The sequence below is a fragment of the Streptomyces sp. TRD_SC_5 genome, assembly GCF_056836825.1.
This window is the reverse complement of the sequence record NZ_JBWZZS010000001.1, coordinates 6,857,980-6,879,438: the sequence shown is the minus strand read 5'-3', so window position 1 is coordinate 6,879,438 and position 21,459 is coordinate 6,857,980. Positions and strand designations below refer to the sequence as shown.

Here is a 21,459-nt window from a genome sequence, read left to right as displayed (position 1 = left end):
TCCCGGTCGCGGCTGTTACGTCCGCGGGCCCATGGCACCTCAATGTGGAGGCACGAGCAATGAGCAGCACCGCCGCACCCGCCGGAAGCAACGCGCCCGCCGCGCGCACGGGCGGAACGGGAGGAACCGTCTGGGATCGCATCGGGATCCCCAGGCCGCTCCTCTTCGGCTTCATCGGCGTCCTCATCTTCATGATCGGCGACGGGGTCGAATCCGGCTTCATCGCGCCGTTCATCGAGGGCAACGGCGCCGGCAGCGAGGTTCGGGCGAGCTATGTGATCACGGCGTACGGCGTCACGGTCATGCTCGCCTCGTGGCTCTCGGGCGCCCTGTCCGAACTGTGGGGCCCACGGCGGGTGATGCAGCTCGGCCTCGCAATCTGGATCGTGTTCGACATCCTCTTCCTGACGCTCGGCGCCGCCCAGGACAACTACACGCTGATGCTGCTCTTCTACGGTCTGCGCGGCTTCGGTTACCCGCTCTTCGCTTTCTCCTTCCTCGTGTGGGTCACCGCCACCGCCCCGGTGGCCCGCCTCGGCGCGGCCGTCGGCTGGTTCTACTTCGCCTTCACCGGCGGCCTGCCCACGCTCGGCTCGCTCACCGCGTCCGTCACCAACCCGCTCTTCGGGAAGTTCGGCACGCTCTGGGTAGCGCTGGCCCTGATCGCGATCGGCGGCGCCTTCTGCCTCCTCGGCGTACGCGAAAGGACCGGGTACTCGCGGCTCGCGCCACCCGGGGTCAAGCCGGTCCAGTCGCTGACCCGCAGCATGTCCATCGCCTGGACCAACCCCAAGGTCGCCGTCGGCTGCGTGGTGCGCATCATCAACACCGCCCCGCAGTTCGGCCTCTGGGTGATCCTCCCGGCCTTCTTCACCGACGAGATGGGCTTCAGCGACGGCGACTGGCTGCGGCTGCTGTCGATCATGTTCGCCACCAACATCTTCTTCAACCTGCTCTTCGGGGTCGTCAGCGACCGGATCGGCTGGCGCACCACCATCGGCTGGTTCGGAGCGGTGGGCTGCGCGGTGAGCGTCCTCGCCCTGTACTTCGTACCGAAGCTGATGACCGACAACTACTGGGTCGCGGTCGGCGTCGGCATGATCTACGGCGCCACGCTCGCCGGTTTCGTCCCGATCTCCGCGCTGATGCCGTCGCTGGCGCCCGAGAACAAGGGCGGCGCGATGGCGCTGCTGAACCTCGGCGCGGGCGGCGCCGCCTTCGTGGGGCCCGCGATCGTCTCCCTCTTCCTCGGGCCGCTGGGCCGGGACGGTGTCGTACTGATCTTCGCCGGCCTGTACGTCGTCGCCGCGGTGCTCACGCTCTTCCTGAAGCTGCCGAGGGCGTCGGAGGAGGCCATCGAGCAGGGCAAGTCCCTCCAGGAGGCCGCCGTACCGGTCGCCGCCCGCGTCACCACCTGATCCGTGCACCTCTGTACGCGCGTACACGCGTAATCGCGTTAATCGCGTAATCGAAAGGACCCGTTCCGCACATGAGCAGCACCGCCGACGCACCCCGCTCCCCCGCCCCCGTCGTGGCCGGCATCGATGTGGCCACCGCCGCGGTGAGAGTGGTGTGCGCCGACGCCCACGGCCAGGTCCTCGCCGAGGGACGGGCGCCGCTCCCCCAGCCGGTGCGCGGCGCGGGCGGCCACAGCGAGCAGGATGCCCGCGCCTGGTGGCCCGCCGCGGCCGCCGCCCTGCGGGAAGCCACGGCCGCGCTGCCCGGCGGCGGCCGTGAGGTGGTGGCGGTCGCCGTCTCCGCCACCTCCGGGACGCTGGTCCTCGCGAGCCCGGACGGCGAGCCCGCCGGTCCGGCCCTGATGTACGACGACCGGCGGGCCGCCGACCTCAACGCCAAGGCGCAGGAGCTGGGCGCACGGCGGTGGCGGGCGCTGGGCCTGACCGTCGGCCCGACGGCGGCGCTCGGGAAGCTGGTCTGGTATGCGAACCGGGCCCGCGCCGGTCAAGTCGTGCTGCATACGCCGGACTTGCTCGGCCGCAAACTGACCGGCCACCCGGTCGCGACCGACTGGAGCCATGCGCTCAAGACCGGTTACGACCCGCGCGCGGGCGAGTGGGCCACCGAGGTCTTCGACGCCTTCGGTGTGCCCGCCGCCCTCCTCCCCGCCGTGCAGGCGCCCGGCACGGAGGTCGGTACGGTCTCGTCCGGGGCGACGGCCGAGACCGGTCTGCCCGTCGGCTGCCGGGTCCGCCTCGGCATGACGGACGGATGCGCGGGCCAGATCGCCACGGGCGCCGTGGAGCCGGGCCAGTTCGTCGGCGTCCTGGGGACGACGTACGTACTCAAGGGCGTCAGCCGGGAGCTGGTGACCGACCCGGCCGGAGCCCTCTACAGCCACCGCCACCCCGACGGCTGGTGGCTGCCGGGCGGCGCCTCGAACACCGGCGGCGAGGCCCTGGCCGCGGTGGCCCCGGCCGACCTCCCCCGACTGGACGCGGCGGCGGACACCCGTGGCCCGGCCTCGTGCCTGAACTATCCGCTGCGCCGCGAGGGCGAGCGGTTCCCGTTCGTCTCCGCCGAGGCGCGCGGTTTCCTGGCCGGTACGCCCGAGGACGAGGCCGACCGGCACCGGGCCGCACTGGAGGGCGTGGCGTTCCTCGAGCGCCTCGCCCTGGAGCGCGTACAGGCTCTGGGCGTCGAGGTCAGCGGCCCCCTGTACGCGGCGGGCGGCGGCAGCCGCAGCGACCTGTGGACCCGCATCCGCGCCACGGTCCTGGGCAGGCCGCTGCGCGTCGCCGAACGGGCCCAGACGGCGTTCGGAGCGGCCCTGCTCGCCGCCGCCGGCACGCTCCATCCGGACCTCGCCGCGAGCGCGGCGGCGATGACGGCGGCGGGGCGCCTGGTCGAGCCGGTGGAGCGGGAGCGGGCGGCGCTGGACGAGTCGTACGAGCGATTCGTCGCGGAACTGCGTGCACGGGGCTGGCTGGTCGCCGGCTGAAGGACCACTCTCAGAACACGGTCTTCGGCATGTCCCGCCAGATACGGGCGAACTCGGCCATCGGCCCGGTCCTCGCCGAGGTCGGCAGGGCTCGCAGATGCGGACGGGGCGGGGTGCGGGGACCCTGTAGGGGTGGGGGCGACCAGCTAGGAGGCTAGCCCATGTCCATGATGGACAAGCTCAAGAGCATGCTGAAGGGCCACGAGGCCCAGACCGACAAGGGCATCGACAAGGCGGGCGACGCCGTCGACGACCGGACCCAGGGCAAGTACAGCGGCCACGTCGACACTGGCCAGGACAGGATGAGGGACCAGTTCGGCAGGGACCAGGGCCCGGGCCAGGACCGGCCGCCCCAGCCCTGACCCGGTCACCCGATCAGCTGTGCGGTGAGGGCGGGACATCTGTGTCCCGCCCTCACCGCGTCCTGTCGCCGGCCGGCAGGTGGACGACCACGAGGGTCAGGCCTGCGACGAGGAAGTTTCTGGTGGCGGCCTCCAGGCCGTTCCAGTCGGCGGACTGCCACATCGCGAACCACTCGCCTCCGACAGCGATGAACCCGGCGCCGAAGAGCAGCAGAACCATCAGCAGACCGTGGGTCGCCAGGCGCCTCGCCCGGTCGAATTCACCGCTTCGAAGCGCGATCGCCCACTGGGCGGTCGCCACGATCAGTACGAGAGCGGCCACGATTTCCCACACGATGATGGCGATGTACGCGACGTTCTGCACCGCGGTCGAATCGATGGACCGCCACATGAGGTCCTCGTCCTTGAAGGTGGTGTCCATCGCCAGGACGTGCCGTACGAACTCCTGGTTCGTGCCAAAGTCGGTGATGTTGCCGAAGGCGACGAGCGACATGTAGAGCGCGACCGTGCCGACGAGCACAGTGGCCGCCGCGGCGAGAGGCTGTGCGGCGCCTGAGCGTGCGTTCCTGACTGACATGTGCACCTCCGCGTGGGGCGGTTGGGGGCCGTGCGTCCGAGTGTCCCGGACGAACACGGCTGTGGCGACGTCCCGGGCCTACCGATTATGACCTGTCCACGTCACACTCTGGGGGCCGACCGAGGGGACCGGACACATGAGCATGGACCGGCGCGGCTTTCTCACCGGAGCGGCGGCGGTCTCGGCGACCGCTCTGCTCGGATCACCGATCGGATCGCCAAGAGCGGCCGCGGCGCCGCGCACCCCGTCCGTACAGGACTGGATGGCGGGCCTCGACGACTGGGCACCCGTACACCGGCTGACCGTCCCTGGCACCCACAACTCGGGCGCACGCGTCGGCGGCCCGTGGGTGGCGTGTCAGAACACGTCCGTCGCCGAGCAGTTGCACGGTGGCATCCGCTTCCTGGACGTACGGTGCCGGGCCATCGGCGACTCCTTCGCCATCCACCACGGCGCGTACTACCAGAACCTGATGTTCGGTGATGTGCTCGTCGTCTGCCAGGACTTCCTGCGGGCACGCCCCTCCGAGACGGTTCTGATGCGCGTCAGGCAGGAGTACTCACAGGCGGCCGACGCCGAGTTCCGCCGGATCTTCGACCTCTACCTGGACGGGAAGGGCTGGCGCCCGCTCTTCCTGATCGACGCGGGGCTGCCGGTGCTGGGGCAGGCGAGAGGCAAAGTCGTACTGCTCGCCGACAACGGCGGACTGCCCGGCATCAGGTCGGGGATCCGGCGTTCTTCGACATCCAGGACGACTACATGGCCGAGCCGGGCGCCAAGTACCCGAAGATCGAAGCCCACTTCCGCAAGGCCGCCCAGCAGCCGGGCAAGCTGTTCCTCAACTACGTCAGTACGTCGGCGCTGCTGCCACCCCGCTGGAACTCCGACCGGCTCAACCCCCGGGTGCACAGCTTCCTCGACGGCGCGGAGACGGGCGGCCGGACGGGACTCGGCGTGGTCCCGATGGACTTCCCCAACACCCGCCCCGGGCTGGTGGAGTCCTTGATCCGGCACAACGCCGGGCAGGGCATCGGCCGTCCGTCGACGAGGTAGAAAACCTCACCGCCCAACTGCCGCACCTCCCGGTCCGTCGGCCTGGAATCCTTCGTCGCACAGACCCGCCGGCCCGACTCGTACACGGGGGCTCTCAGGGCCTCGTGGTAGAAACTCACCCGCCACATGGGTGAGACGGGCCGTCAGGTCCTGGACTACCCGCGCTCAGCCCGCTAGACCAGCGGCGATGACCATGCCTCTTCCGCGTGGCGACACCGCGGCCACGTGCACTGACCCGAGCGCCCCACCGGCGCGTGTCGCCCTGTCCGCCCGGTTCGGAGCGTCACGATGAACCTGACCCGCGATGCGCTCGTACAGCAGCCCCGCCGGGCCGGAGGGCCCGGCCCGTCGGGCGGCGGACGGCGGAGACCGGCGGCAGTCGTGCTGACCGGGGCGGCGCTGCTGTACAACGGCTGGCTGCTGGAGCTGTCGTTGCCGACCGGCCTGGACTACCGGCATTCGTACGTGAGCGAGCTCTTCGCAGCCGATCAGCCGTTCAGGGTGCTGTTCGGCGGGATGGAACTCGTCTGCGCCGTACTGCTGATGGCGGGTGCTGTCCTGGCACGCGATCTGTTGCCCGGCGCTGCGGCCCGTGCGGGCTGGTGGGCGCTCTTCGGGTTCGGAGCGTCGTCCCTGGCCGACGTCCTGCTGCCCATGGGCTGCGCCCCTTCCGTGGAACCTGCCTGCCGAGCCGTGCATCCCTGGCACACGGTGACGAGCGGGCTGGTCCACTTCTTCCTCTTCGCCTCCATGGTTCTGTTCTGCCTGGCAGCGGCATCCCAACCGTCCCGCGCACCGCTGATCCGCCGCTGGGGTCCACGGCTGCTGGCCTGCGCGCTCGTGTCCGCCGTCATCACCATCGGCCCGCTGCTCGGCCACCCCGGCTGGCACGGCCTCCCGCAGCGGGCCCACGTGCTTCTGGTAGGGCTGTGGTTCGTCCTCCTCGCCCGTGAACTCCTCGCATCCGGAGCGGCGGCCGGGCCGCTGCCAGCGGGCGGACCGCGCCAACGCCCGGAGGACCGGCCGGCCGGCCGTACCCCTTGAGTTCGGGCGAACCGGAGGAAGCACCGCGTGGCATCCGTACTCCCCGTGCTGTTCGCCGTGCTGGCGGCCCTGGGCAACGCCACCGGCACAGTGCTGCAGCGGATCGCCGCGCGGCGCGTACCCCCGGGTGACGCCTTCAGTGTCCGGCTGATCCCCCATTTGGTGCACAGCGCGGCATGGCTCGGCGGGATCGCCGTCATTCTCGTCGCCGCGGCATGCCAGGCCCTGGCCCTCACCCTGGGGTCGATGTCGCTCGTACAGCCCATCCTCGTGAGCGAACTGCCCTTCACCCTCCTGATCGCCTGCATGGTCTCCCGGCGACGGCTTCCCGCGGCCGGCTGGGCCGCGGCAGGGCTGATCGCCGCCGGCCTCGGTCTGGCGCTGGCCGCGGCATCTCCGTACGAACACCACACCGACGTCGCGCCGGGCGTGTGGGTACTGACTTTGCTGACGACGGGCGGCGCCATGACGCTGTGCGTGCTGGCCGCCCTGCCGCGGCCACGGGGGATGGCGCGCGCGGCCCTGTTCAGCTCGGCGTCCGCGATCGGCTATGCCCTGACGGCCACGCTGATGAAGTTCTCCACCACCACATTCGAACAGCACGGTTTCGGCGCCTTCTTGGCCTGCTGGCAGACCTACGGCTTCGTGGCGGCGGGGGCGTGCTCGCTCTTCCTCCTGGCCAACGCCATGGAATCCGGCCCCCTGGTCGCCTCCCAGCCCGCTCTGACGCTGGGAGAGGCGCTGGTCAGCGTGGCTCTGGGCATGCTCGTGTACGGAGACGAGGTACGCACCGGGTGGTGGCTGATCCCCGAGGGCATCGGGGCGGTGATGGTCACCTGGGGCGTCCTGCTCCTGCCCAGGGTCAACACGGAGAACCAGGACGCACCCGCGCCCTGACTCCCTGATGCCCCCCGTGCCCCCCTTCTGCCATGCCCGGATGGCGCAATAAGAGTAAATACCCCTTTGATAGACCAAAGCGTGCGTCCAGGTGTCGCACGACAACCGAACGGTGTGTGCCACCGGAAGTACGGCGAACGGAGCCGCGCCATGACAACCGACCGGACAATGCCCCCCACCCCCGACGACGACCGCTCGAGGCCGCCCGACGACGCAGCCGCCGGGTATGCGACCGGCGCCTACTCGGCCGCAACGGAGGAGATCATCGCGAGAGCGGCATCCACGAGTGAGGCCACCGAGAGCGCTGCGTCCGCACAGACGATGGCCGCCAACGCGGCCGCTGCGACTGCCGGTCCGCAGGACCCGGCCATGGACTCGAGCGAGGAGCCCATACGGACTCTGCTCTGGACGGCGGCCACCTGCCGCCCGCTGGAGGAAGTCGCCGCACTCGTGAGCCTGCTCAAGCGGACCGGGGAAGTCCCCAGCCCCGGTGACGAGGCACTGCGCGCCGCCGCCGTGGCCCGTCCCCTGGACGAAGTCCGGCAGTTGGTCGCCATGCTCAACGAGCACCCGCACGAGATCGACGAGGCCGACACGACGCTGCGCGCAGCGGCCGTGGGCAGGCCGATCGAGGACGTGGCACAACTGGTGAGCATCCTCGGCCACGAGGACAGCGACCACCAGCGCTCCCCTGCCGCAGAGGCAGCCACCGCCCACAAGAAGCGGGCCACTCTCGACGGCGGGACGACACCGCTCGTCGGCGGCCGCTCCCCCGACGGCGAGCCTGCCGCCGGCAAGCGGCCGAGTGGCCGCCCGGCGTGGCCCACCGTCGGCCCCCGGGGCGTCATCCCGGCCGTCGGTGACGCGATCACCGCCGGATCCGGCAGTGACGCCGCCTCACCAGCCCTTCGTTCCGTACTGCGATGGCCCGCGGCCGTGCTTCTCTTCGCCTGCGGCGTCATCCACCTGCCGACGGACTTCGCGCATCTGCGCTCCGGTGGGTACGCGGACGCGCTGTCCATCGCCGTGACCGTGCTCTGCCTGGTGCTCGGCGTATGGCTGGCCGTACGCGACACCGTGCGCGTCTGGGCGGCAGGCGCCGCGACCGCCATCGGCATCGTCGCCCTGCACGCGCTGGCGAGCGTCGGCACGCTCGATCTGCTGGAGAGCAGTCTGGGTGAGTCCTTCGCGTGGGCGGACGCCGCGGCGGTGTCCTGCGCCGCTGTCGGCGCGTTCCTCGCCGGTTCGGCACTGTTGGGCCGCCAGAAGGAACCCGACGCGACGAACGGCGCCTGACAGGGCGGGCCCAGCCGGGCCACGGCTGGATCACGGTGGAGGGCGGCCGCACCCGGGCCGCCCTCCACCGCGGTGGCGGTTCGGGAGGTGCTCCCGTACCACTCGTATGCAGCGATCAAGACGTCCGAAAAACGGGCATATCACGCGGCATATGAATAGTCATCAGACTGAGCTCCGCGCCGCCGTCCGACGCCTGGGACGCCGTCATTTCCTCACGTTCACCGCGGCCGCGGCCGCACTCGCCTTCGCCACCGATCTGCCGGCCGCCGGGGCCGCGAGCGTCGCCGAGCTGGATGCCAGGAAGATCACAGAGGACCCGTTCACGCTGGGCGTCGCCTCCGGGGACCCGCTGCCCGACAGCGTGCTGCTGTGGACGCGGCTCGCTCCCCGCCCGCTCGAACCCGACAGCGGCCTGCCCGAGCAGCGGGTGGTGGTCACCTGGGAACTCGCCCACGACGAAGCGTTCCTGCGCCCGGTCAGAGGCGGCACCACCACGGCGCATCCCGAGTTCGACCACACCCTGCACATCGAGGTCGACGGCCTGGACGCGGACCGCCAGTACTACTACCGGTTCCGCACCGGGAGCTGGGCGAGCCCGACCGGCCGCACGCGCACCGCACCCGCGCCCGGCGCGGCGAAGTCGCGGCTGAAGCTGGCCGCCGTGGCCTGTCAGGCGTACCACCACGGGTATTACACCTCGTACAGGCATCTGGCCGGTGAGGACCTGGACCTGGTCGTCCACCTCGGTGACTATCTCTACGAGTACGCCGTCAACAGCGTCGGCGGCTCCCGCGACTACACCGACCGCTCGCTGCCCGCCCACTTCAACCGCGAGACCACGACGCTCGCGGACTACCGGCTGCGGTACGCCCTGTACAAGTCCGACCCGGACCTCATCGCAGCGCACGCCGCGCACCCGTTCGTCGTCACGTGGGACGACCACGAGACGGAGAACAACTACGCGGGCGAGACGTCCGAGAACAACGACCCGCCCGAGGAGTTCCTGCTGCGGCGCGCCGGCGCCTACCGCGCGTACTGGGAGAACCAGCCCCTGCGCGCCCCGCAGCAGCCCCGCGGCCCCGACATGCAGCTCTACCGGCGTCTGCGGTTCGGGCAGCTCGCGCAGTTCGACATCCTCGACACCCGCCAGTACCGCTCGACCCGCGCCTACGGGGGCGGCTGGAGCAAGCCCGGTCCGGAATCCGAGGACCCGTCGCGCACCATGACCGGCGAGACGCAGGAGCGCTGGCTGCTCGACGGATGGAAGGGCTCCGGCGCGACGTGGAACGTCGTGCCGCAGCAGGTCACCTTCGCGCGCAGACGCGACGTACCGACCGCCGACTTCAAGCTCTCCATGGACGCCTGGGACGGCTATCCCGCCGCGCGCAAGCGGTTCCTCGACGGAGCGCAAGCGGCGGGCGTCGAGAATCTGATGGTGCTGGACGGGGACGCCCACGTCGGTTACGGCTTCGACCTGAAGAAGGACTTCGACGACCCGGCCTCGCGCACCGTCGGCACCGAGATCTCCACCACCTCGGTCTCCAGCGGCAGGGACGGCGCGGACAAGCCCGCCAACTGGGACAACCTCGTCCGGGCGAACCCGCATCTGAAGTTCTACAACGGCCGGCGCGGATACACCGTCATCACCCTGGGAACGGACCGGGCACGTGCGGACTTCAAGACCGTCTCGGGGGTCACGAGACCCGGCGGGACGCTCAGCACGGCCGCCTCATTCGTCACCGAAGCGGGAAAGCCCGGCCTCACACCGGCCTGACGCCGACCAGTTATCACTCGTGCCACACGGGTACCCAACCAGCGACTGACCAGCGACAACCCGCAGGCCGTCAGGGCTGTCGACACCCAGGAACGAGGTGTGCGCGATGAGTGAGAAGGAATCGCGAAATCCGGACCGTGAGCCCCGGCCGCGCACGGAGAAGGGCCCCGGCGCCCACTCCGGCGCCGAGCGCCAGGCCCAGGACCGGGTCGTACCCGGAACGGCGAGTGCCCGCGAGGGCTATCAGGCGAAGGGCGGAACGGCGGGCGGTGAAACCCTCGACGGTGTGGAATCCTCCGGCGAGGAGCGTGGCGCGCAGCGCTCCCGCAAGGGCGACGCCACCGACACCCCGGCCCGCCGCAAGCGCCACAGGTGACCCCGGAAAGGGCGGGCGGAATGATCACTGAGGAACACGTCCGGGATCTCCTGGGCTCTCGCGTGGCCGAGCCGACGCTGGTCGTCGTCGAGGGCCGCGCCCAGGTGATCCCTGCGGCCGAGCTGGACACCGACAACTATCGCGGTGCCGTCGAGGTGCTCTCGGCCGAGGATCTCGGCCGGCGCATCGGCACCGGGCCCCCGTCCGACCAGGACATCACCGCACTTGCGAGCACACTGGACGCGACGGTCGCCGAACTCGGCGGCTGAGCCGTCCGGGTCCGCTTTCGCTCGCGCTCCGTACACCGTCGTCCCGGACCGCCGTCACCCGTGTGGAGTGCCTGGGACGGCCCTCGGCCCGCCCCCGCGTTCCACTGGAGGCGGCAGCGCATGTACCGGGGAACAGTGCATGGAGTGAAATGACCATGGTCCAGATTTCGATCGTCGTGCCGTGCTTCAACGAGAGCGAGGTGATCGAGGCCTTCCATGACGCCCTGATCACCGTTCTCGAGCCGATCGGGACGACCTTCGAGGTCTGTTACGTCGACGACGGCAGCAGCGACGAGACCATAGTGATCCTCAAGAGCCTCGCCGGAACGGATACGCGGGTGCGCTACACGTCCTTCAGCCGCAACTTCGGCAAGGAATCCGCGATGCTCGCCGGCATGCGCATGTCCCGGGGCGCCGCGGTCGTCCTCATGGACGCCGACCTCCAGCACCCTCCCGAGTTCGTCCCCCGCATGCTGGAACTGCACCAACACGGGTACGACCAGGTCATCGCCCAGCGCGACCGTACGCACGAAGGGGCTGTGCGGACCGCGCTCTGCCGCGCGTACTACCGCCTCGTACGCCGCTGCATGAACGTCGAGATCGTGAACGGGGCGGGCGATTTCAGGCTCTTGTCGCGCAGGGCCATCGATTCCCTTCTGTCGCTTCCCGAGAACAACCGCTTTTCCAAGGGGCTCTTCTCCTGGATCGGCTTCGACACGGTCAGCTTCACGTACGAGAACGTCGAACGGGCCGCCGGGCAGTCCAAGTGGAGCGGCAGGCATCTCCTGAACTACGGCATCGACGGCCTCATCTCCTTCAACAGCCGCCCGCTGCGCCTCGCGATCCACACCGGCCTCTGGCTCTTCCTGTCCGCTCTTCTGTACGCGCTCTGGATCATCGCGAACGTCGTGCTGGACGGCGTACAGACCCCCGGTTACGCGACGCTGATCACCGCAGTCGTCGCGCTCAGCGGGATCCAGCTCGCCACGCTCGGCGTCATCGGCGAGTACGTGGGGCGTATCTACGACGAGTCGAAACGCCGGCCGCACTATGTGGTGCGCGAGACGAACGAGTCCGCCGCGGTGCTGGGCTCCGGCCTCCCGCTGGAGCCCGCCGGTCAGGCGCGGCCGGAGGTATGAACGCCCGGGGCCTGCGCCAGTTCGCACTCTTCGCCGCGATCGGCTTCGTCAACACAGCCGTCTACTACGCGGTGTACGCCTCGCTGAACATCTGGCTGCCGTACCTGGTCGCCCATGGTGTGGGCTGGGCGGTGAGCATCGTCGGATCGTTCCTGCTCAACTCGTACGTCACCCTTCGTACGAAGCCGACCTTGCGTGCCTTCGTCCGCTATCCCCTGTCGGCCGTGGCCAACGTCGTGGGCAGCGGAATCCTGCTGTACGTCGCCGTGAGCCGGCTGGGCCTGCCCGAGAACCTCTCCGCGCTCGTCGCCGGTGTCCTCGTCACACCGCTGTCGTTCCTGCTCGCCCGGTGGGCCATCACCTCCGGCGCGGCCGCGACCCGGGCCTCCGGAACACGGGCGCAACCGGACCCGGACCCGAAGGTCACGGAAGCCGAGTCGAGTAAGTGACGCGGTCCAGGTGGTAGTAGTCGGCGACGCACCCCGCCGGCCAGACGTTGCGCCCCTTGCCGCCGAACGGTTCCAGCGTCCCGGCGACCGAGAGCGGTGTGTACGGGAGAACCTTCGCGCCCTTCGCCGCCTCGGTGCGCAGGTACTGGTCCTGACGGTCCCACTTCTGCGCCCGTACGCGCATGTCGTGGCCCAGCTCGTAGAGCGGGACGGCGAGCCCCAGGACGGCCGCGACGCACACCGCCCCGGCAGCCGCCGTCGCCACACCTGTCCACCGCTCACGCATGCGCAGAGCGCGTCCGAGGAAGGCACCGGCGCCGACGAGGAGCACGACGTACAGCAAGAGGTAGTCGTTCCAGGTCCGCTGGGCGGTCATCACGCGGGCGCCGAAGACGGGATAGGTGATGACGGTGCAGAGGTAGCCCGCGAGGAGGAAGGCGAGCGCGCCGAAAGAGGTCCACAGCAGCGGCCGGACCGGAAGGAGGACCGGTGAGGTCGTTTCCCGGCCGCGCGCCAGCAGGCCCAGCAGTACGCCGGCCGCGACCGCTCCCACGTACTGCCAGGTCGTGAAGACGGTCTCCAGGATGTGTACGTACCCGCGCAGCGACGCGATCAGCGACTCCGGGGCCAGCATGGACGTACTTTCGAGGCCGAACCGCTCGCGCCGCCGGCGCCCTCCCGGCGACGTCATCAGGACGATCGTCCCGATGCCGATTCCGGCCATGCCGACCAGCGCCCACCAACGGGCGACGGTCCGGGCCGGCTCGGTGAAGATCCAGCGGCCGAGCAGTACGACACCCGCGAGCACCACCAGGCAGACCACCGACGCTTCCTCGGAGAGCGTGCCCATGAAGACACCGGCGACGAGGACGACGGCCAGGGCGGCGATCCTTCCCCGGCGGCCGCGTGCCAGCAGGAGGGGGAGAGCCGCCGCACAGGCCAGCACCGGAGCCAAGGTGTGCGAGACGGAGGCGGCGGGCCAGTAGAACGTCTTGTACGTATTGGGCGTGGCGAAGAGGAAGACCGCCGTGATCATGGACGCGACCAGCAGCGGGACTCCCCGGGGCGCTGTCCGACCCGCCCTGCGCAGCAGCTGGACGGTCAGGGCCCACAGCACGACCAGCATGAGAGCACCGCTGATCAGAGCGAACCACTGATGGCCGGCGACGGGGAACTGGGCGTACATCCCGACGAGCAGGCCGTTGCCGATCCGGCCGTTGTCGGTGGCGTAGAACTTCTCGACCATTCCCCAGACACCGACGTCACGCACCTTGGGCAGGAAGCACCACTCGTCCGCCGACGGGCGCACGTGCCGGCCCAGCCAGGCTCCGGCCGTGAGCAGCCCCAGCGGCAACAGGCAGAGCCCCGTCGTCCACAGCGTCGTCCATGACCGGAAGAGATTTCGGCCCTTCCCGCTCCCCCGCCCCGGGCCGCCTCCGCCCGGTACCGGTTCGCGCGGAATGGCGACACCCGGTGCAGCCGTCACGAGGTCTCCTCTTCACCGCCGGAATCCGAAGCGGAACCTGTCCACCGCTCGGCATCGTGTCCGGCGGGGGTGCGCCCGGGCGAAAGCCCACGCCGCCGCGAGCCCGTTTGCCGTCCAATGGAGCAACCCGCATTGCGGCGTACGCGTGTGCGAGGCAGGGCCGGTCGGCGAAGATGTGGCTGTCACACGTCACTCATCCGTCAGAGCGAGCGAGGAGCGTCCGCGCAGATGCCCACTTCCGGTTCCGGTGCACGGCCGCCGACGATCGCCGATGTCGCCAAGGCCGCCTCGGTGTCGCGGACGACTGTCTCGCACGCCCTGAACGGGCTCGGCAAGGTCGACCCAAAGACTCGCGAACGCATCAAGCAGGTCGCCGCCGAGCTGGGTTACCGGCCGAATCTGCGGGCGCAGCGGCTGCGGCGCGGGCAGGCGAAGGCCATCGCGCTCGCCTCGTCGATGCCCTTCGCGGTGGCAGGCGGGCCGTCCCGGCTCGGCTTCTACATGGAGGTCGCGGCAGCGGCCGCCGAGCGGGCGCTCGTGCACGACTACGCGCTCGTTCTCGTACCACCCGTGCAGTCGGGTTCGGCGCTGTACTCGCTGGACATCGACGGCGCCATCGTCGTCGAACCCGACGAGAACGACATGGCGGTGGCGCAGTTGCGGGAGCGTCACCTGCCGTACGTGACGCTCGGCCGGCCCGTGGCGCCCGGGGACGACGCCCCGTACGTCGATCTGCGCGGCGGCCTCGTCGTCGAACTGCTGCTGGCGCACCTGCGGGAACAGGGGGCGCGCCGTCCGGCTCTGATCATCGGCGGCGGTGCCCGGCATTCCGCGGTCGACGCCCGCGCCGCGTTCGAGCGCGCCGCCGCCGAGCACGGCTGGCCGCCGGTGGTCGCAACGGCCCCGGAGGAGGGCGGCGAGCAGGCGGGGTACGACCGCTGCGCCGCCCTGCTGGCCGACCACCCGGAGACCGACGCCGTCTGCGCGCTCGTCGACGCCTTCGCGGTGGGCGCGGTACGGGCGATCCGGGACAGCGGCCGAAGGATCCCCGACGACGTCATGGTCGTCACCCGGTACGACGGCCTGCGGGCCCGGACCTGCGAACCGCCGCTGACCGCCGTCGACCTGCACCTCGACCGGGCGGCCGCCGACGCCGTGGAGCTGCTGCTCGGCCGGCTGGGCGGCTCGGCGGAACCCGAACCGACCACGGCCAGGGCGTTCGCGACGGTGCCCGAGCCCCGCGTCGTCCCCCGGGCCTCGTCGGTGCGCGTCACGGCGACAGCATGAGCACCCCCCCGGAGACGAGGGCGAAGACCAGTACGAACAGGCGCATCCTGCGGGCGTCGAAGCGGTGGTGCACCAGGCGGCTCAGCCAGGCCCCCACCGCGAGCGCGGGCAACAGCAGCACCGCCCAGCCCAGTTCGGCCGGGTCCCCCTGCCCGGTCGCGAACAGCAGCGCCAGCGAGGCCACCTCACCCACGAGAAAACACACCGCCACCGTGGAACGCAGCTCGGCCGGCGGCCGGTGCTGGTAGACCAGCGCCAGGGGCGGTCCGCCGACCCCGGTCGCGGTCTCGGTGAGTCCGGTGACCGCCCCGGCCGCGAGGTACGCGCCGCGGCCGGGTGTGAACGCCGGAGCGGCGAGGCTCACCACCGCCGCCAGCACGGTCGCCGCCCCCACGAACAGGCCGAGGCTGCGGTCCGGGATGACCCACAGCAGCATGAGCCCGCCCGGTGTGGCGGCCAGCCGCGCCGCGGTGATCCAGCCCGCTCCCCGCAGGTCCAGGGAGTCCCGCTCGCGCCACGCGACGTACAGGTTGAGCGGGATCATCGACGCGAGTACGAACACCGGGACGAGCCCCGGATCAAGGAGCCCCGCCACCGGCGCGACGATCAGGGCGAAGCCCAGACCGCTGCTGCCCTGGACGAACGCCGCGACGGCCACCGTCACGGCGAGGACCGCCATCGTCTCCGTACTCACTTGGCCGTGCTCCGCTCCGCGTGGGCTCGCCGGGCGTCCGTGGACGTCGGGTGGACGCGGGTCACGGGGGCGCGCCGCAGCACGTCCCGGCTCAGTTCGGCGGCCCGCCGTACCAGCGCCGGACCGTCCCAGTCGACCGGCCATCCGCGCCACAGACGGAGCCCGCCGCCGACGAAGACCGCGGTGATCTGGTCGCGGTTGCCGCGCCGTACGAGCTCCCACGGCAGGTCCCAGGACAGCCGCATCTCGGGGCCGCTCACATCCACCAGGAGGAAGTCGGCGGCGGCTCCGGCGGCTATCCGGCCGGTACGGGCGCCGAGTCCGGCGGCGTCGGCGCCTCCCCGGCTCGCGTGCTCCAGCCAGGTCCAGCCGCCGCCGCAGGAGGAGTCGCCGGTGGCCAGGCCGTAGGCGAGGCGCTGTGCGAACTCCGCCGCCTCGGTCAGCCGGAACGCGTCGCCTCGGGTGCCGTCCGTACCCAGCCCGAACCGGATCCCGCGCTCGGCCATCGTGGTCGCCGGGGCCACGGCGTTGCCCTTCCAGGCGCTGGCGACGGGGTTGTAGCTCACCGCCGCCCCGGAGTCGGCGAGCAGGGTCAGTTCGCGCGGGGTGAGCAGGGTGGCGTGCGCGGCCAGCAACTGCGGGCCGAGCGCGCCCACTTCGTGGAGGTACTCCAGTGGGCGCAGCCCGTGCCGGACGAGGGAGCGTTCCACCGCGGCGAGATGCTCGTTGACGTGGATCTGGACGACGGCTCCCGCCGCGGCGGCCAGCCGGGCGGTGTCACGCAGGGTGCCGGCTGTCGCGGCCTCCGGGACGGAAACGGCGAGGGACGGGTGGATCAACTCCTCGGTGCAGTAACGGACCAGGTGCTTCTCGGCGTTGGCGAGGATCGTCGCAGCGTCGGTGTCGTCGTCGGCGTCGTTGCAGACGAGGCCGAGTACGCACCGGATCCCGGCGTCCCGCGCGGCAGCGGCCACCAGCTCCACGTCCACCGGGGCCCGGGTGCCGGCTTCGGCGACGGTGGTGAATCCGCCGCGCAGCGACTCGAGCGCGGCGAGCTTCGCCGCGACGTACACCGCCTCTTCGTCGAGAGCTCCTTCCAGCGGCACCCACAGCCGCCGGAAGATCTCCGAGGGCTCGCCGAAGGCGAGGGCCGCGCCGAAGGTCTGGGTGAGGTGGTGGTGGGCGTCGACGAATCCGGGCATCAGGATGTGTCCGCGCAGCCGTACGGGCGTGAGATGCGGGTACGTCCGCTCCAGCTGTTCGGCCGGTCCGACCGCGAGGAAGGTGCCGCCGGTGACGACGGCCGCGTAATGGTCCATCGGGCCTTCGGGCGTCAGTACGACATCGGGCGCCAGGAGCAGCGCGCCGCCGTCGGCGCGCAGGTGGTCGGGGGTCAGGCGGGCCGGGGTGGTCAGGTCGGGCAGGTCGGTCATCGGGCTCTTTCCGGTACGGGTGGCTCAGGAGTGCTGGGCGGGGGCGGGTTCAGCGGCCCCCGCCTGGGCCGGGACGTCGGCGGCGGCGGGTGGCGGCTTGCGCGTGAGCCGCGGCCGTACGTGGTGGAACAGGATGTTGAGTACAGCGGCGACGAACGCCCCGACGGCGACGCCGCTTTCGAGCAGGATCCGGACGCCGGGTGCGAAGCCGCCGTACACACCGGGGATGAGGATGGGCAGCAGTCCCAGAGCGATGGCGACGGCGCAGATGAAGGTGTTGGTGTGCTGGTCGAGGTCGGCGCGGCCCAGCATCTGTACGCCGAGCACCGTGATGACGGCGAAGACGACCATGGCGGTGCCGCCGACGACGGCTGACGGGACGACGCTGATCGCGCGGGTGATGGGCGCGAGGAAGCCGATGGCGATGAGTACGACGCCGGCGGCCGCCGTGACGTACCGGCTGCGTACGCCGGTGACGCGGACGATGCCGATGTTCTCGCCGCTGGTGACCATCAGCGGCAGGCCGAAGAAGCCGCCGAAGAGGGAGGTGAGCGCGTCGCCGCGGATGGTCTTGGGGACGTCCTTGCGCTTGTCGATGTCCTTGCCGACTGCCTCCGCGTTGATGACGGTCTGTCCGGTGGCCTCCGCCATGGAGGCGAGGCTGTACAGCATCAGCGGCAGCGCGGCGAGCAGGTTGAACTGGGGCGAGCCGAACGGCAGGAGCTGCGGGACGCTCAGGAGTCCGCCCCCGGCCGCGGAGCCGGTGTCGACCGCGCCGAGTGCGAAGGCCAGGGCCGTACCCGCGATGAGGCCGAGCATGACGGCGAGTTGCCGCAGTACGCCCGTGAACAGCCAGTAGAAGGCGACGGTGAAGCCGATTGTCGCCAGGCCGAGCAGGAGGTTGGTGGTGTCGGCGAAGCCGGGCTGTCCGGGGCGGCCGGTGACGAGCAGCGCGCCGACCTTCACCAGGTTGATTCCGACGATGACGATCATCGTGCCGATGACCAGGGCGGGGAAGAAGGCGAGCAGCCGGGAGAAGACGGGCAGCACAACGAAGTAGAAGGCGGCGGTGATGATCACCGCGCCGCTCGCCGTGGGGAGACCGTGCTGTTCGGCGATCGCCAGGAAGAGGATGAGCGGGGCGCCTCCGGGGAGCATGACGAACGGCAGCCGGGGGCCGAACTTCCACGGCCCGAGCGACTGGATCAGGCTGCCGATCCCGGAGAGCAGGAAGGCCGCCGAGAGCAGGTCGACGGTCAGACCGGGATCGAGGCGGAGCGTCGCGCTCATCAGGAAGATCGCCGAGATGGGAGTCGCGGCCATGACAAGGACGTGCTGGATGCCGAAGAGCAGGATCCTGCCGATCGGCCGGGATTCGTCCACGGGGTGGATCGACTCGGGCTGGAGGGATGCGGTGCGGGGACTGGACACGTTCGAGCTCCGTTCGGCTCGCTCCGGTTTCGACCGTTGATCCGGCCCGGGACGGGGGCCACATCGATTCGGCCAAATCGATTTGGCCGTCAGTATGTGAGGACCCGGAGGTCGCGTCAAGAGATCCCGCACAACCCCTTCGGAATCCACCGTCCGGACGGCGAGCCCACGAACCAAAAGGTAAGTACCCGACAAAAATGTAGGTACTTGAGGGAATGCCCATGAAGGCACAGCATGGAACCGGCGCGCGCCCCACCCGTCAACTCCTCTGTGAACTGGAGCACTTCATGACCGCGGAGCACCGCACACCGGTGACCGTCATCGGGCTCGGCTCGATGGGCACCGCACTGGCCGGGGCGTTCATCGACGCCGGTCACCCGACGACCGTGTGGAACCGCAGCCCCGAGAAGGCGGCACCGCTCGTCGCCAAGGGCGTCGTCCACGCGCAGACGGCCCGGGAGGCGATCGCGGCAAGCCCGTTGGCCGTCGCCTGCCTGACCACCTACGACGCCACACTCCAGAGCCTGGAACCGGCAGCCGACGCGCTGGCCGGACGCACTCTGGTGACCCTGAACAGCGGAACCCCGGCCGGTGCCCGCACGATGGGCGCCTGGGCGGCCGGGTACGGCGCCCGGTTCCTCGACGGGGCGGTGAAGAACGTACCAGCGGCCGTGGGCAAACCGGACACCCTCCTGTACTACAGCGGCGACACGGCCGATGCTCGGCTCCGTCCTGCCGAGCCTGGCGGAGGAGATAGACAGTGGCGACTACACCGACCCCGCCTCCTCCGTCGGCGTCTTCTACGAGGGAATCGGTGACGAACGCGAGATGGGCGAGGAGGCGAACGTCGACGTCTCGTGGGCCGCCCCCATGAACGACCTGCTGCGGCGCGCCGTCGAGGAAGGACACCGCGACCACAGCATCTCGGCGCTGGTCGAACTGCTTCGGAAGCCGGAACAGGCGCCGCGCCAGCCCTGACCCCGAGCCGGCGCGGCCTCCGTCGAACGGGTGGTTGTGCGGCCGCACGGCTTCATGCCCGGCAGGCCGGGCAAGCGTTCGTCGAACGGTTTCGAGCCGAGGAATGGTGTGGTGATGACCGAATACGAGCGTTCACGCACAATGCCCGCGCTGCCCGAGCATGTCTTCGACCAGGCGGCCAGTGTCGAGCAAATGGATCAGTGGCTGCCGGAGGCACTGCATGTGCACGCCGAGGAACTGCCCGCCGTCACAGTCCACGAGGACCGTACCGACGAGGACACCTCGGCGCTCCTGCGCGCGCAGAAGGACCAGATGCGGCTGGAGTGGGGCACCAGGGACGAGGGCAGCTACACCGGCTGGCTCCAGGTGGCCGGTATCGGCAGCGGAGCGACCGAGGTGACGGTGCATCTCTCCTTCTTCGACAAGGACCACGACCCCGGCGAGGAGTCTGTGAACGCGGCGCTCGATCACAGTCTTGAGCGCTTGGAGGAACAGGTGCGACTGCGCGTCGACAGCGGCGGCGCCGGCTGAGCCCTTGGACGGCATTCGTGAATACCTGTCGCGGCGACAATAGACATCCGAGTCCGGCGTGAGTAGGGTTCCTGACAAAGCCAGCAAAGCCAGCGATACGCCAAAACCCCCTCGGGGCCCCGGTGCCGTACAGCGCCGGGGCCCTTCGACGCGTCCCAGAAGAGGTGCAAATGACGCAAGAAGCCCACCCGCACACAACGACCACCACCCACACCACCACCGACCGGCTCGACGATGACGACTACCCGGCGTACACCATGGGCCGTGCCGCCGAGATGATCGGCTCCACGCCCGGTTTCCTGCGGGCCATCGGCGAAGCCCGGCTCATCGCCCCCCTGCGGTCCGAAGGGGGCCACCGCCGCTACTCCCGCTACCAGTTGCGCATCGCGGCCCGCGCACGCGAGCTCGTCGACAGTGGTACGCCGATCGAAGCCGCCTGCCGCATCGTCATCCTGGAAGACCAGCTCGAAGAAGCCCTGCGTCTCAACGAGGAACTGCGCAAACCCACAGGGTGAGGCCGCCCTGGTCGGCCGCTCACCGCTGCAACACTGAGAACGGGCCTGTTCGGATCGCAGGAAAGGTGCGGAGCGCCGAAAATGGCATGTGAACGGTGCCGAGCGCTTCGACGGCTACCAGCCAGGACTCCGAGCAGTGAGGATCCCGCGATGACCGAGCAGTCACCTTCCCCTTCACAGGCAGAGGGCGAGCGCGAAGGCGAGAAGCACGAGGACGTACGGCAGACGACTCCTTCCCAGGCAGAGGGGGAGCGGGACGACAGCGACGAGAAGGAGTCGCAGGAACTCGGCCCTGAGTAGTCACCTCGCCTTTCCGCCGCGGCCGAGGAGGGCTCGGAATGTCCGACGGCATGGGACCGGAGCCGGAGCCGCTCGCTGCAGCCGGGATCAGCCGACGCCACTTCGTAGCGTGGTCAGCGCGTCTGGGACTTGATCAGGTCTTCCAGCGACGTGTCCTGCGGGAGCTGGCCTCCCGGTGTCAGTTTGTCGACCACCTGCGGCAGGACCTGAGCCAGCTGGTCGGCGGCCTCGTCCGTGGGCAGCCCGGCTTGCTGGGCCACCTCCTCGAGTGTGTCCGGCGGCAGTGCCTCCGTGAGCTGTGCGCCGTCGATCGGCTCGTTGGGGCCTGCCCCCACCCAGGAGTGGGCCTGATGGCCGAGGCCTCCCTCGCCGAGCGCCGCCAGCAGGCCGTCCAACGGGTTGCCGCTCCCTGCCGTGCTGCCGCCCAGCGAGTCCAGCAACGAGCCGAGGAGCATCGCTCTTCCGTCGCCTCCTCCCAGCAGCCCTTCCAGCAGACGTCCCAGATCCTCTCCCGCCACGGTCAGCCCTTTCCTCGTCGGTAAGCCGGTGGACGCGTAACAGCGGCCCCCGGCCGATCGTCCCATCCGTGTCCCGACCCGGCCTTCGGCT

Annotated in this window: 21 protein-coding genes and 2 pseudogenes; 17 read left to right on the top strand and 6 right to left on the bottom strand. The window is 70.5% G+C overall.

The window, feature by feature from the left end; genetic code table 11:
* The first annotated feature begins 59 nt into the window (after window positions 1–59).
* The 3 genes from AC1P0E_RS31380 (at window position 60) to AC1P0E_RS31370 (ending at window position 3,321) form a co-directional block, all read left to right on the top strand.
* Window positions 60–1,418: an MFS transporter gene (locus AC1P0E_RS31380; RefSeq protein WP_482745479.1), complete on the top strand. Its 1,359-nt coding sequence runs from the start codon at window positions 60–62 to the stop codon at window positions 1,416–1,418.
* 71 nt (window positions 1,419–1,489) lie between these two features.
* Window positions 1,490–2,959 carry an FGGY-family carbohydrate kinase gene (locus AC1P0E_RS31375; protein WP_482745478.1) on the top strand — a complete coding sequence of 490 codons (1,470 nt, stop codon included), beginning with the start codon at window positions 1,490–1,492 and terminating at the stop codon, window positions 2,957–2,959.
* Window positions 2,960–3,120: 161 nt separating this feature from the next.
* The gene (locus AC1P0E_RS31370; protein WP_482745477.1) at window positions 3,121–3,321 is read left to right on the top strand and encodes an antitoxin; all 201 of its coding nucleotides are present in this window, start codon (window positions 3,121–3,123) and stop codon (window positions 3,319–3,321) included.
* 52 nt (window positions 3,322–3,373) lie between these two features.
* Here the strand turns inward: AC1P0E_RS31370 and AC1P0E_RS31365 are convergent, their stop codons facing one another.
* The gene (locus AC1P0E_RS31365; protein ID WP_482745476.1) at window positions 3,374–3,898 is read right to left on the bottom strand and encodes a DUF2165 domain-containing protein; all 525 of its coding nucleotides are present in this window, start codon (window positions 3,896–3,898) and stop codon (window positions 3,374–3,376) included.
* Window positions 3,899–4,040: 142 nt separating this feature from the next.
* Here AC1P0E_RS31365 and AC1P0E_RS31360 point away from each other — a divergent pair.
* The 9 genes and pseudogenes from AC1P0E_RS31360 to AC1P0E_RS31320 all read left to right on the top strand — a co-directional run bounded on the left by AC1P0E_RS31360 (window position 4,041) and on the right by AC1P0E_RS31320 (window position 12,195).
* Window positions 4,041–4,951, top strand: a pseudogene (locus AC1P0E_RS31360) (phosphatidylinositol-specific phospholipase C).
* A 288-nt stretch (window positions 4,952–5,239) separates the two neighbouring features.
* Window positions 5,240–5,995, top strand: coding sequence for a DUF998 domain-containing protein (locus tag AC1P0E_RS31355; protein ID WP_482745475.1), 756 nt, complete (start codon window positions 5,240–5,242; stop codon window positions 5,993–5,995).
* A gap of 27 nt (window positions 5,996–6,022) precedes the next feature.
* Window positions 6,023–6,892, top strand: a complete 870-nt coding sequence (locus AC1P0E_RS31350; protein ID WP_482745474.1) for a DMT family transporter — start codon at window positions 6,023–6,025, stop codon at window positions 6,890–6,892.
* Between the two features lie 150 nt (window positions 6,893–7,042).
* A complete protein-coding gene (locus AC1P0E_RS31345) occupies window positions 7,043–8,188 on the top strand; it encodes a hypothetical protein (RefSeq protein WP_482745473.1) in 1,146 nt (381 codons plus the stop codon).
* A gap of 151 nt (window positions 8,189–8,339) precedes the next feature.
* Entirely contained in the window at window positions 8,340–9,962 is a 1,623-nt protein-coding gene (locus AC1P0E_RS31340) for an alkaline phosphatase D family protein (protein WP_482745472.1), read from the top strand.
* A gap of 106 nt (window positions 9,963–10,068) precedes the next feature.
* Window positions 10,069–10,338: a hypothetical protein gene (locus AC1P0E_RS31335; protein WP_482745471.1), complete on the top strand. Its 270-nt coding sequence runs from the start codon at window positions 10,069–10,071 to the stop codon at window positions 10,336–10,338.
* A 20-nt stretch (window positions 10,339–10,358) separates the two neighbouring features.
* Window positions 10,359–10,607 carry a hypothetical protein gene (locus AC1P0E_RS31330; protein WP_482745470.1) on the top strand — a complete coding sequence of 83 codons (249 nt, stop codon included), beginning with the start codon at window positions 10,359–10,361 and terminating at the stop codon, window positions 10,605–10,607.
* 155 nt (window positions 10,608–10,762) lie between these two features.
* Complete coding sequence (locus AC1P0E_RS31325; RefSeq protein WP_482745469.1) at window positions 10,763–11,746, top strand: glycosyltransferase family 2 protein; 984 nt, start codon at window positions 10,763–10,765, stop codon at window positions 11,744–11,746.
* Window positions 11,743–12,195 carry a GtrA family protein gene (locus AC1P0E_RS31320; RefSeq protein WP_482745468.1) on the top strand — a complete coding sequence of 151 codons (453 nt, stop codon included), beginning with the start codon at window positions 11,743–11,745 and terminating at the stop codon, window positions 12,193–12,195. Before AC1P0E_RS31325 ends, AC1P0E_RS31320 begins: the two co-directional genes overlap by 4 nt.
* On the opposite strand, the gene AC1P0E_RS31315 is transcribed toward AC1P0E_RS31320, so the two are convergent.
* A complete protein-coding gene (locus tag AC1P0E_RS31315) occupies window positions 12,170–13,681 on the bottom strand; it encodes a DUF6056 family protein (RefSeq protein ID WP_482745467.1) in 1,512 nt (503 codons plus the stop codon). The two genes, AC1P0E_RS31320 and AC1P0E_RS31315, sit on opposite strands and share 26 nt — an antisense overlap.
* Before the next feature lie 228 nt (window positions 13,682–13,909).
* Between AC1P0E_RS31315 and AC1P0E_RS31310 the strand changes: the two genes are divergently transcribed.
* Window positions 13,910–14,968: a LacI family DNA-binding transcriptional regulator gene (locus tag AC1P0E_RS31310; RefSeq protein ID WP_482745466.1), complete on the top strand. Its 1,059-nt coding sequence runs from the start codon at window positions 13,910–13,912 to the stop codon at window positions 14,966–14,968.
* Here AC1P0E_RS31310 and AC1P0E_RS31305 read toward each other — a convergent pair.
* From AC1P0E_RS31305 to AC1P0E_RS31295, 3 genes are read right to left on the bottom strand one after another with little or no spacing between them, the layout of a single operon-like run.
* Window positions 14,952–15,662, bottom strand: a complete 711-nt coding sequence (locus AC1P0E_RS31305; protein WP_482745465.1) for a sulfite exporter TauE/SafE family protein — start codon at window positions 15,660–15,662, stop codon at window positions 14,952–14,954. The two genes, AC1P0E_RS31310 and AC1P0E_RS31305, sit on opposite strands and share 17 nt — an antisense overlap.
* Window positions 15,659–17,095, bottom strand: a complete 1,437-nt coding sequence (locus AC1P0E_RS31300; RefSeq protein WP_482745464.1) for an amidohydrolase family protein — start codon at window positions 17,093–17,095, stop codon at window positions 15,659–15,661. Before AC1P0E_RS31300 ends, AC1P0E_RS31305 begins: the two co-directional genes overlap by 4 nt.
* A 24-nt stretch (window positions 17,096–17,119) precedes the next feature.
* Window positions 17,120–18,526, bottom strand: coding sequence for a uracil-xanthine permease family protein (locus AC1P0E_RS31295; protein ID WP_482745463.1), 1,407 nt, complete (start codon window positions 18,524–18,526; stop codon window positions 17,120–17,122).
* A gap of 287 nt (window positions 18,527–18,813) precedes the next feature.
* On the opposite strand from AC1P0E_RS31295, the pseudogene AC1P0E_RS31290 reads away from it, so the two are divergent.
* The 4 genes and pseudogenes from AC1P0E_RS31290 to AC1P0E_RS31275 all read left to right on the top strand — a co-directional run bounded on the left by AC1P0E_RS31290 (window position 18,814) and on the right by AC1P0E_RS31275 (window position 20,850).
* A pseudogene (locus AC1P0E_RS31290) lies at window positions 18,814–19,504 on the top strand (NAD(P)-dependent oxidoreductase).
* A gap of 114 nt (window positions 19,505–19,618) precedes the next feature.
* Complete coding sequence (locus AC1P0E_RS31285) at window positions 19,619–20,035, top strand: SRPBCC family protein (protein WP_482745462.1); 417 nt, start codon at window positions 19,619–19,621, stop codon at window positions 20,033–20,035.
* Between the two features lie 170 nt (window positions 20,036–20,205).
* Window positions 20,206–20,550, top strand: coding sequence for a MerR family transcriptional regulator (locus AC1P0E_RS31280; protein ID WP_482745461.1), 345 nt, complete (start codon window positions 20,206–20,208; stop codon window positions 20,548–20,550).
* 150 nt (window positions 20,551–20,700) lie between these two features.
* On the top strand, window positions 20,701–20,850 hold the full coding sequence (locus AC1P0E_RS31275; protein WP_482745460.1) for a hypothetical protein: 150 nt from the start codon (window positions 20,701–20,703) through the stop codon (window positions 20,848–20,850).
* Window positions 20,851–20,963: 113 nt separating this feature from the next.
* Here the strand turns inward: AC1P0E_RS31275 and AC1P0E_RS31270 are convergent, their stop codons facing one another.
* Window positions 20,964–21,368 (bottom strand): YidB family protein, encoded by a 405-nt coding sequence (locus tag AC1P0E_RS31270; RefSeq protein ID WP_482745459.1) that lies wholly within the window; start codon window positions 21,366–21,368, stop codon window positions 20,964–20,966.
* Between the last annotated feature and the right edge of the window lie 91 nt (window positions 21,369–21,459).

Bases quoted from the DNA above. Each gene is read 5' to 3' on its own strand.
- AC1P0E_RS31345 (WP_482745473.1), top strand. From the start codon at position 7,043: ATGACAACCGACCGGACAATGCCCCCCACCCCCGACGACGACCGCTCG.
- AC1P0E_RS31280 (WP_482745461.1), top strand. From the start codon at position 20,206: ATGACGCAAGAAGCCCACCCGCACACAACGACCACCACCCACACCACC.
- AC1P0E_RS31335 (WP_482745471.1), top strand. From the start codon at position 10,069: ATGAGTGAGAAGGAATCGCGAAATCCGGACCGTGAGCCCCGGCCGCGC.
- AC1P0E_RS31340 (WP_482745472.1), top strand. From the start codon at position 8,340: ATGAATAGTCATCAGACTGAGCTCCGCGCCGCCGTCCGACGCCTGGGA.
- AC1P0E_RS31300 (WP_482745464.1), bottom strand. From the start codon at position 17,095: ATGACCGACCTGCCCGACCTGACCACCCCGGCCCGCCTGACCCCCGAC.
- AC1P0E_RS31375 (WP_482745478.1), top strand. From the start codon at position 1,490: ATGAGCAGCACCGCCGACGCACCCCGCTCCCCCGCCCCCGTCGTGGCC.
- AC1P0E_RS31320 (WP_482745468.1), top strand. From the start codon at position 11,743: ATGAACGCCCGGGGCCTGCGCCAGTTCGCACTCTTCGCCGCGATCGGC.
- AC1P0E_RS31365 (WP_482745476.1), bottom strand. From the start codon at position 3,898: ATGTCAGTCAGGAACGCACGCTCAGGCGCCGCACAGCCTCTCGCCGCG.
- AC1P0E_RS31355 (WP_482745475.1), top strand. From the start codon at position 5,240: ATGAACCTGACCCGCGATGCGCTCGTACAGCAGCCCCGCCGGGCCGGA.
- AC1P0E_RS31285 (WP_482745462.1), top strand. From the start codon at position 19,619: ATGACCGAATACGAGCGTTCACGCACAATGCCCGCGCTGCCCGAGCAT.
- AC1P0E_RS31310 (WP_482745466.1), top strand. From the start codon at position 13,910: ATGCCCACTTCCGGTTCCGGTGCACGGCCGCCGACGATCGCCGATGTC.
- AC1P0E_RS31370 (WP_482745477.1), top strand. From the start codon at position 3,121: ATGTCCATGATGGACAAGCTCAAGAGCATGCTGAAGGGCCACGAGGCC.
- AC1P0E_RS31330 (WP_482745470.1), top strand. From the start codon at position 10,359: ATGATCACTGAGGAACACGTCCGGGATCTCCTGGGCTCTCGCGTGGCC.
- AC1P0E_RS31275 (WP_482745460.1), top strand. From the start codon at position 20,701: ATGACCGAGCAGTCACCTTCCCCTTCACAGGCAGAGGGCGAGCGCGAA.
- AC1P0E_RS31380 (WP_482745479.1), top strand. From the start codon at position 60: ATGAGCAGCACCGCCGCACCCGCCGGAAGCAACGCGCCCGCCGCGCGC.
- AC1P0E_RS31325 (WP_482745469.1), top strand. From the start codon at position 10,763: ATGGTCCAGATTTCGATCGTCGTGCCGTGCTTCAACGAGAGCGAGGTG.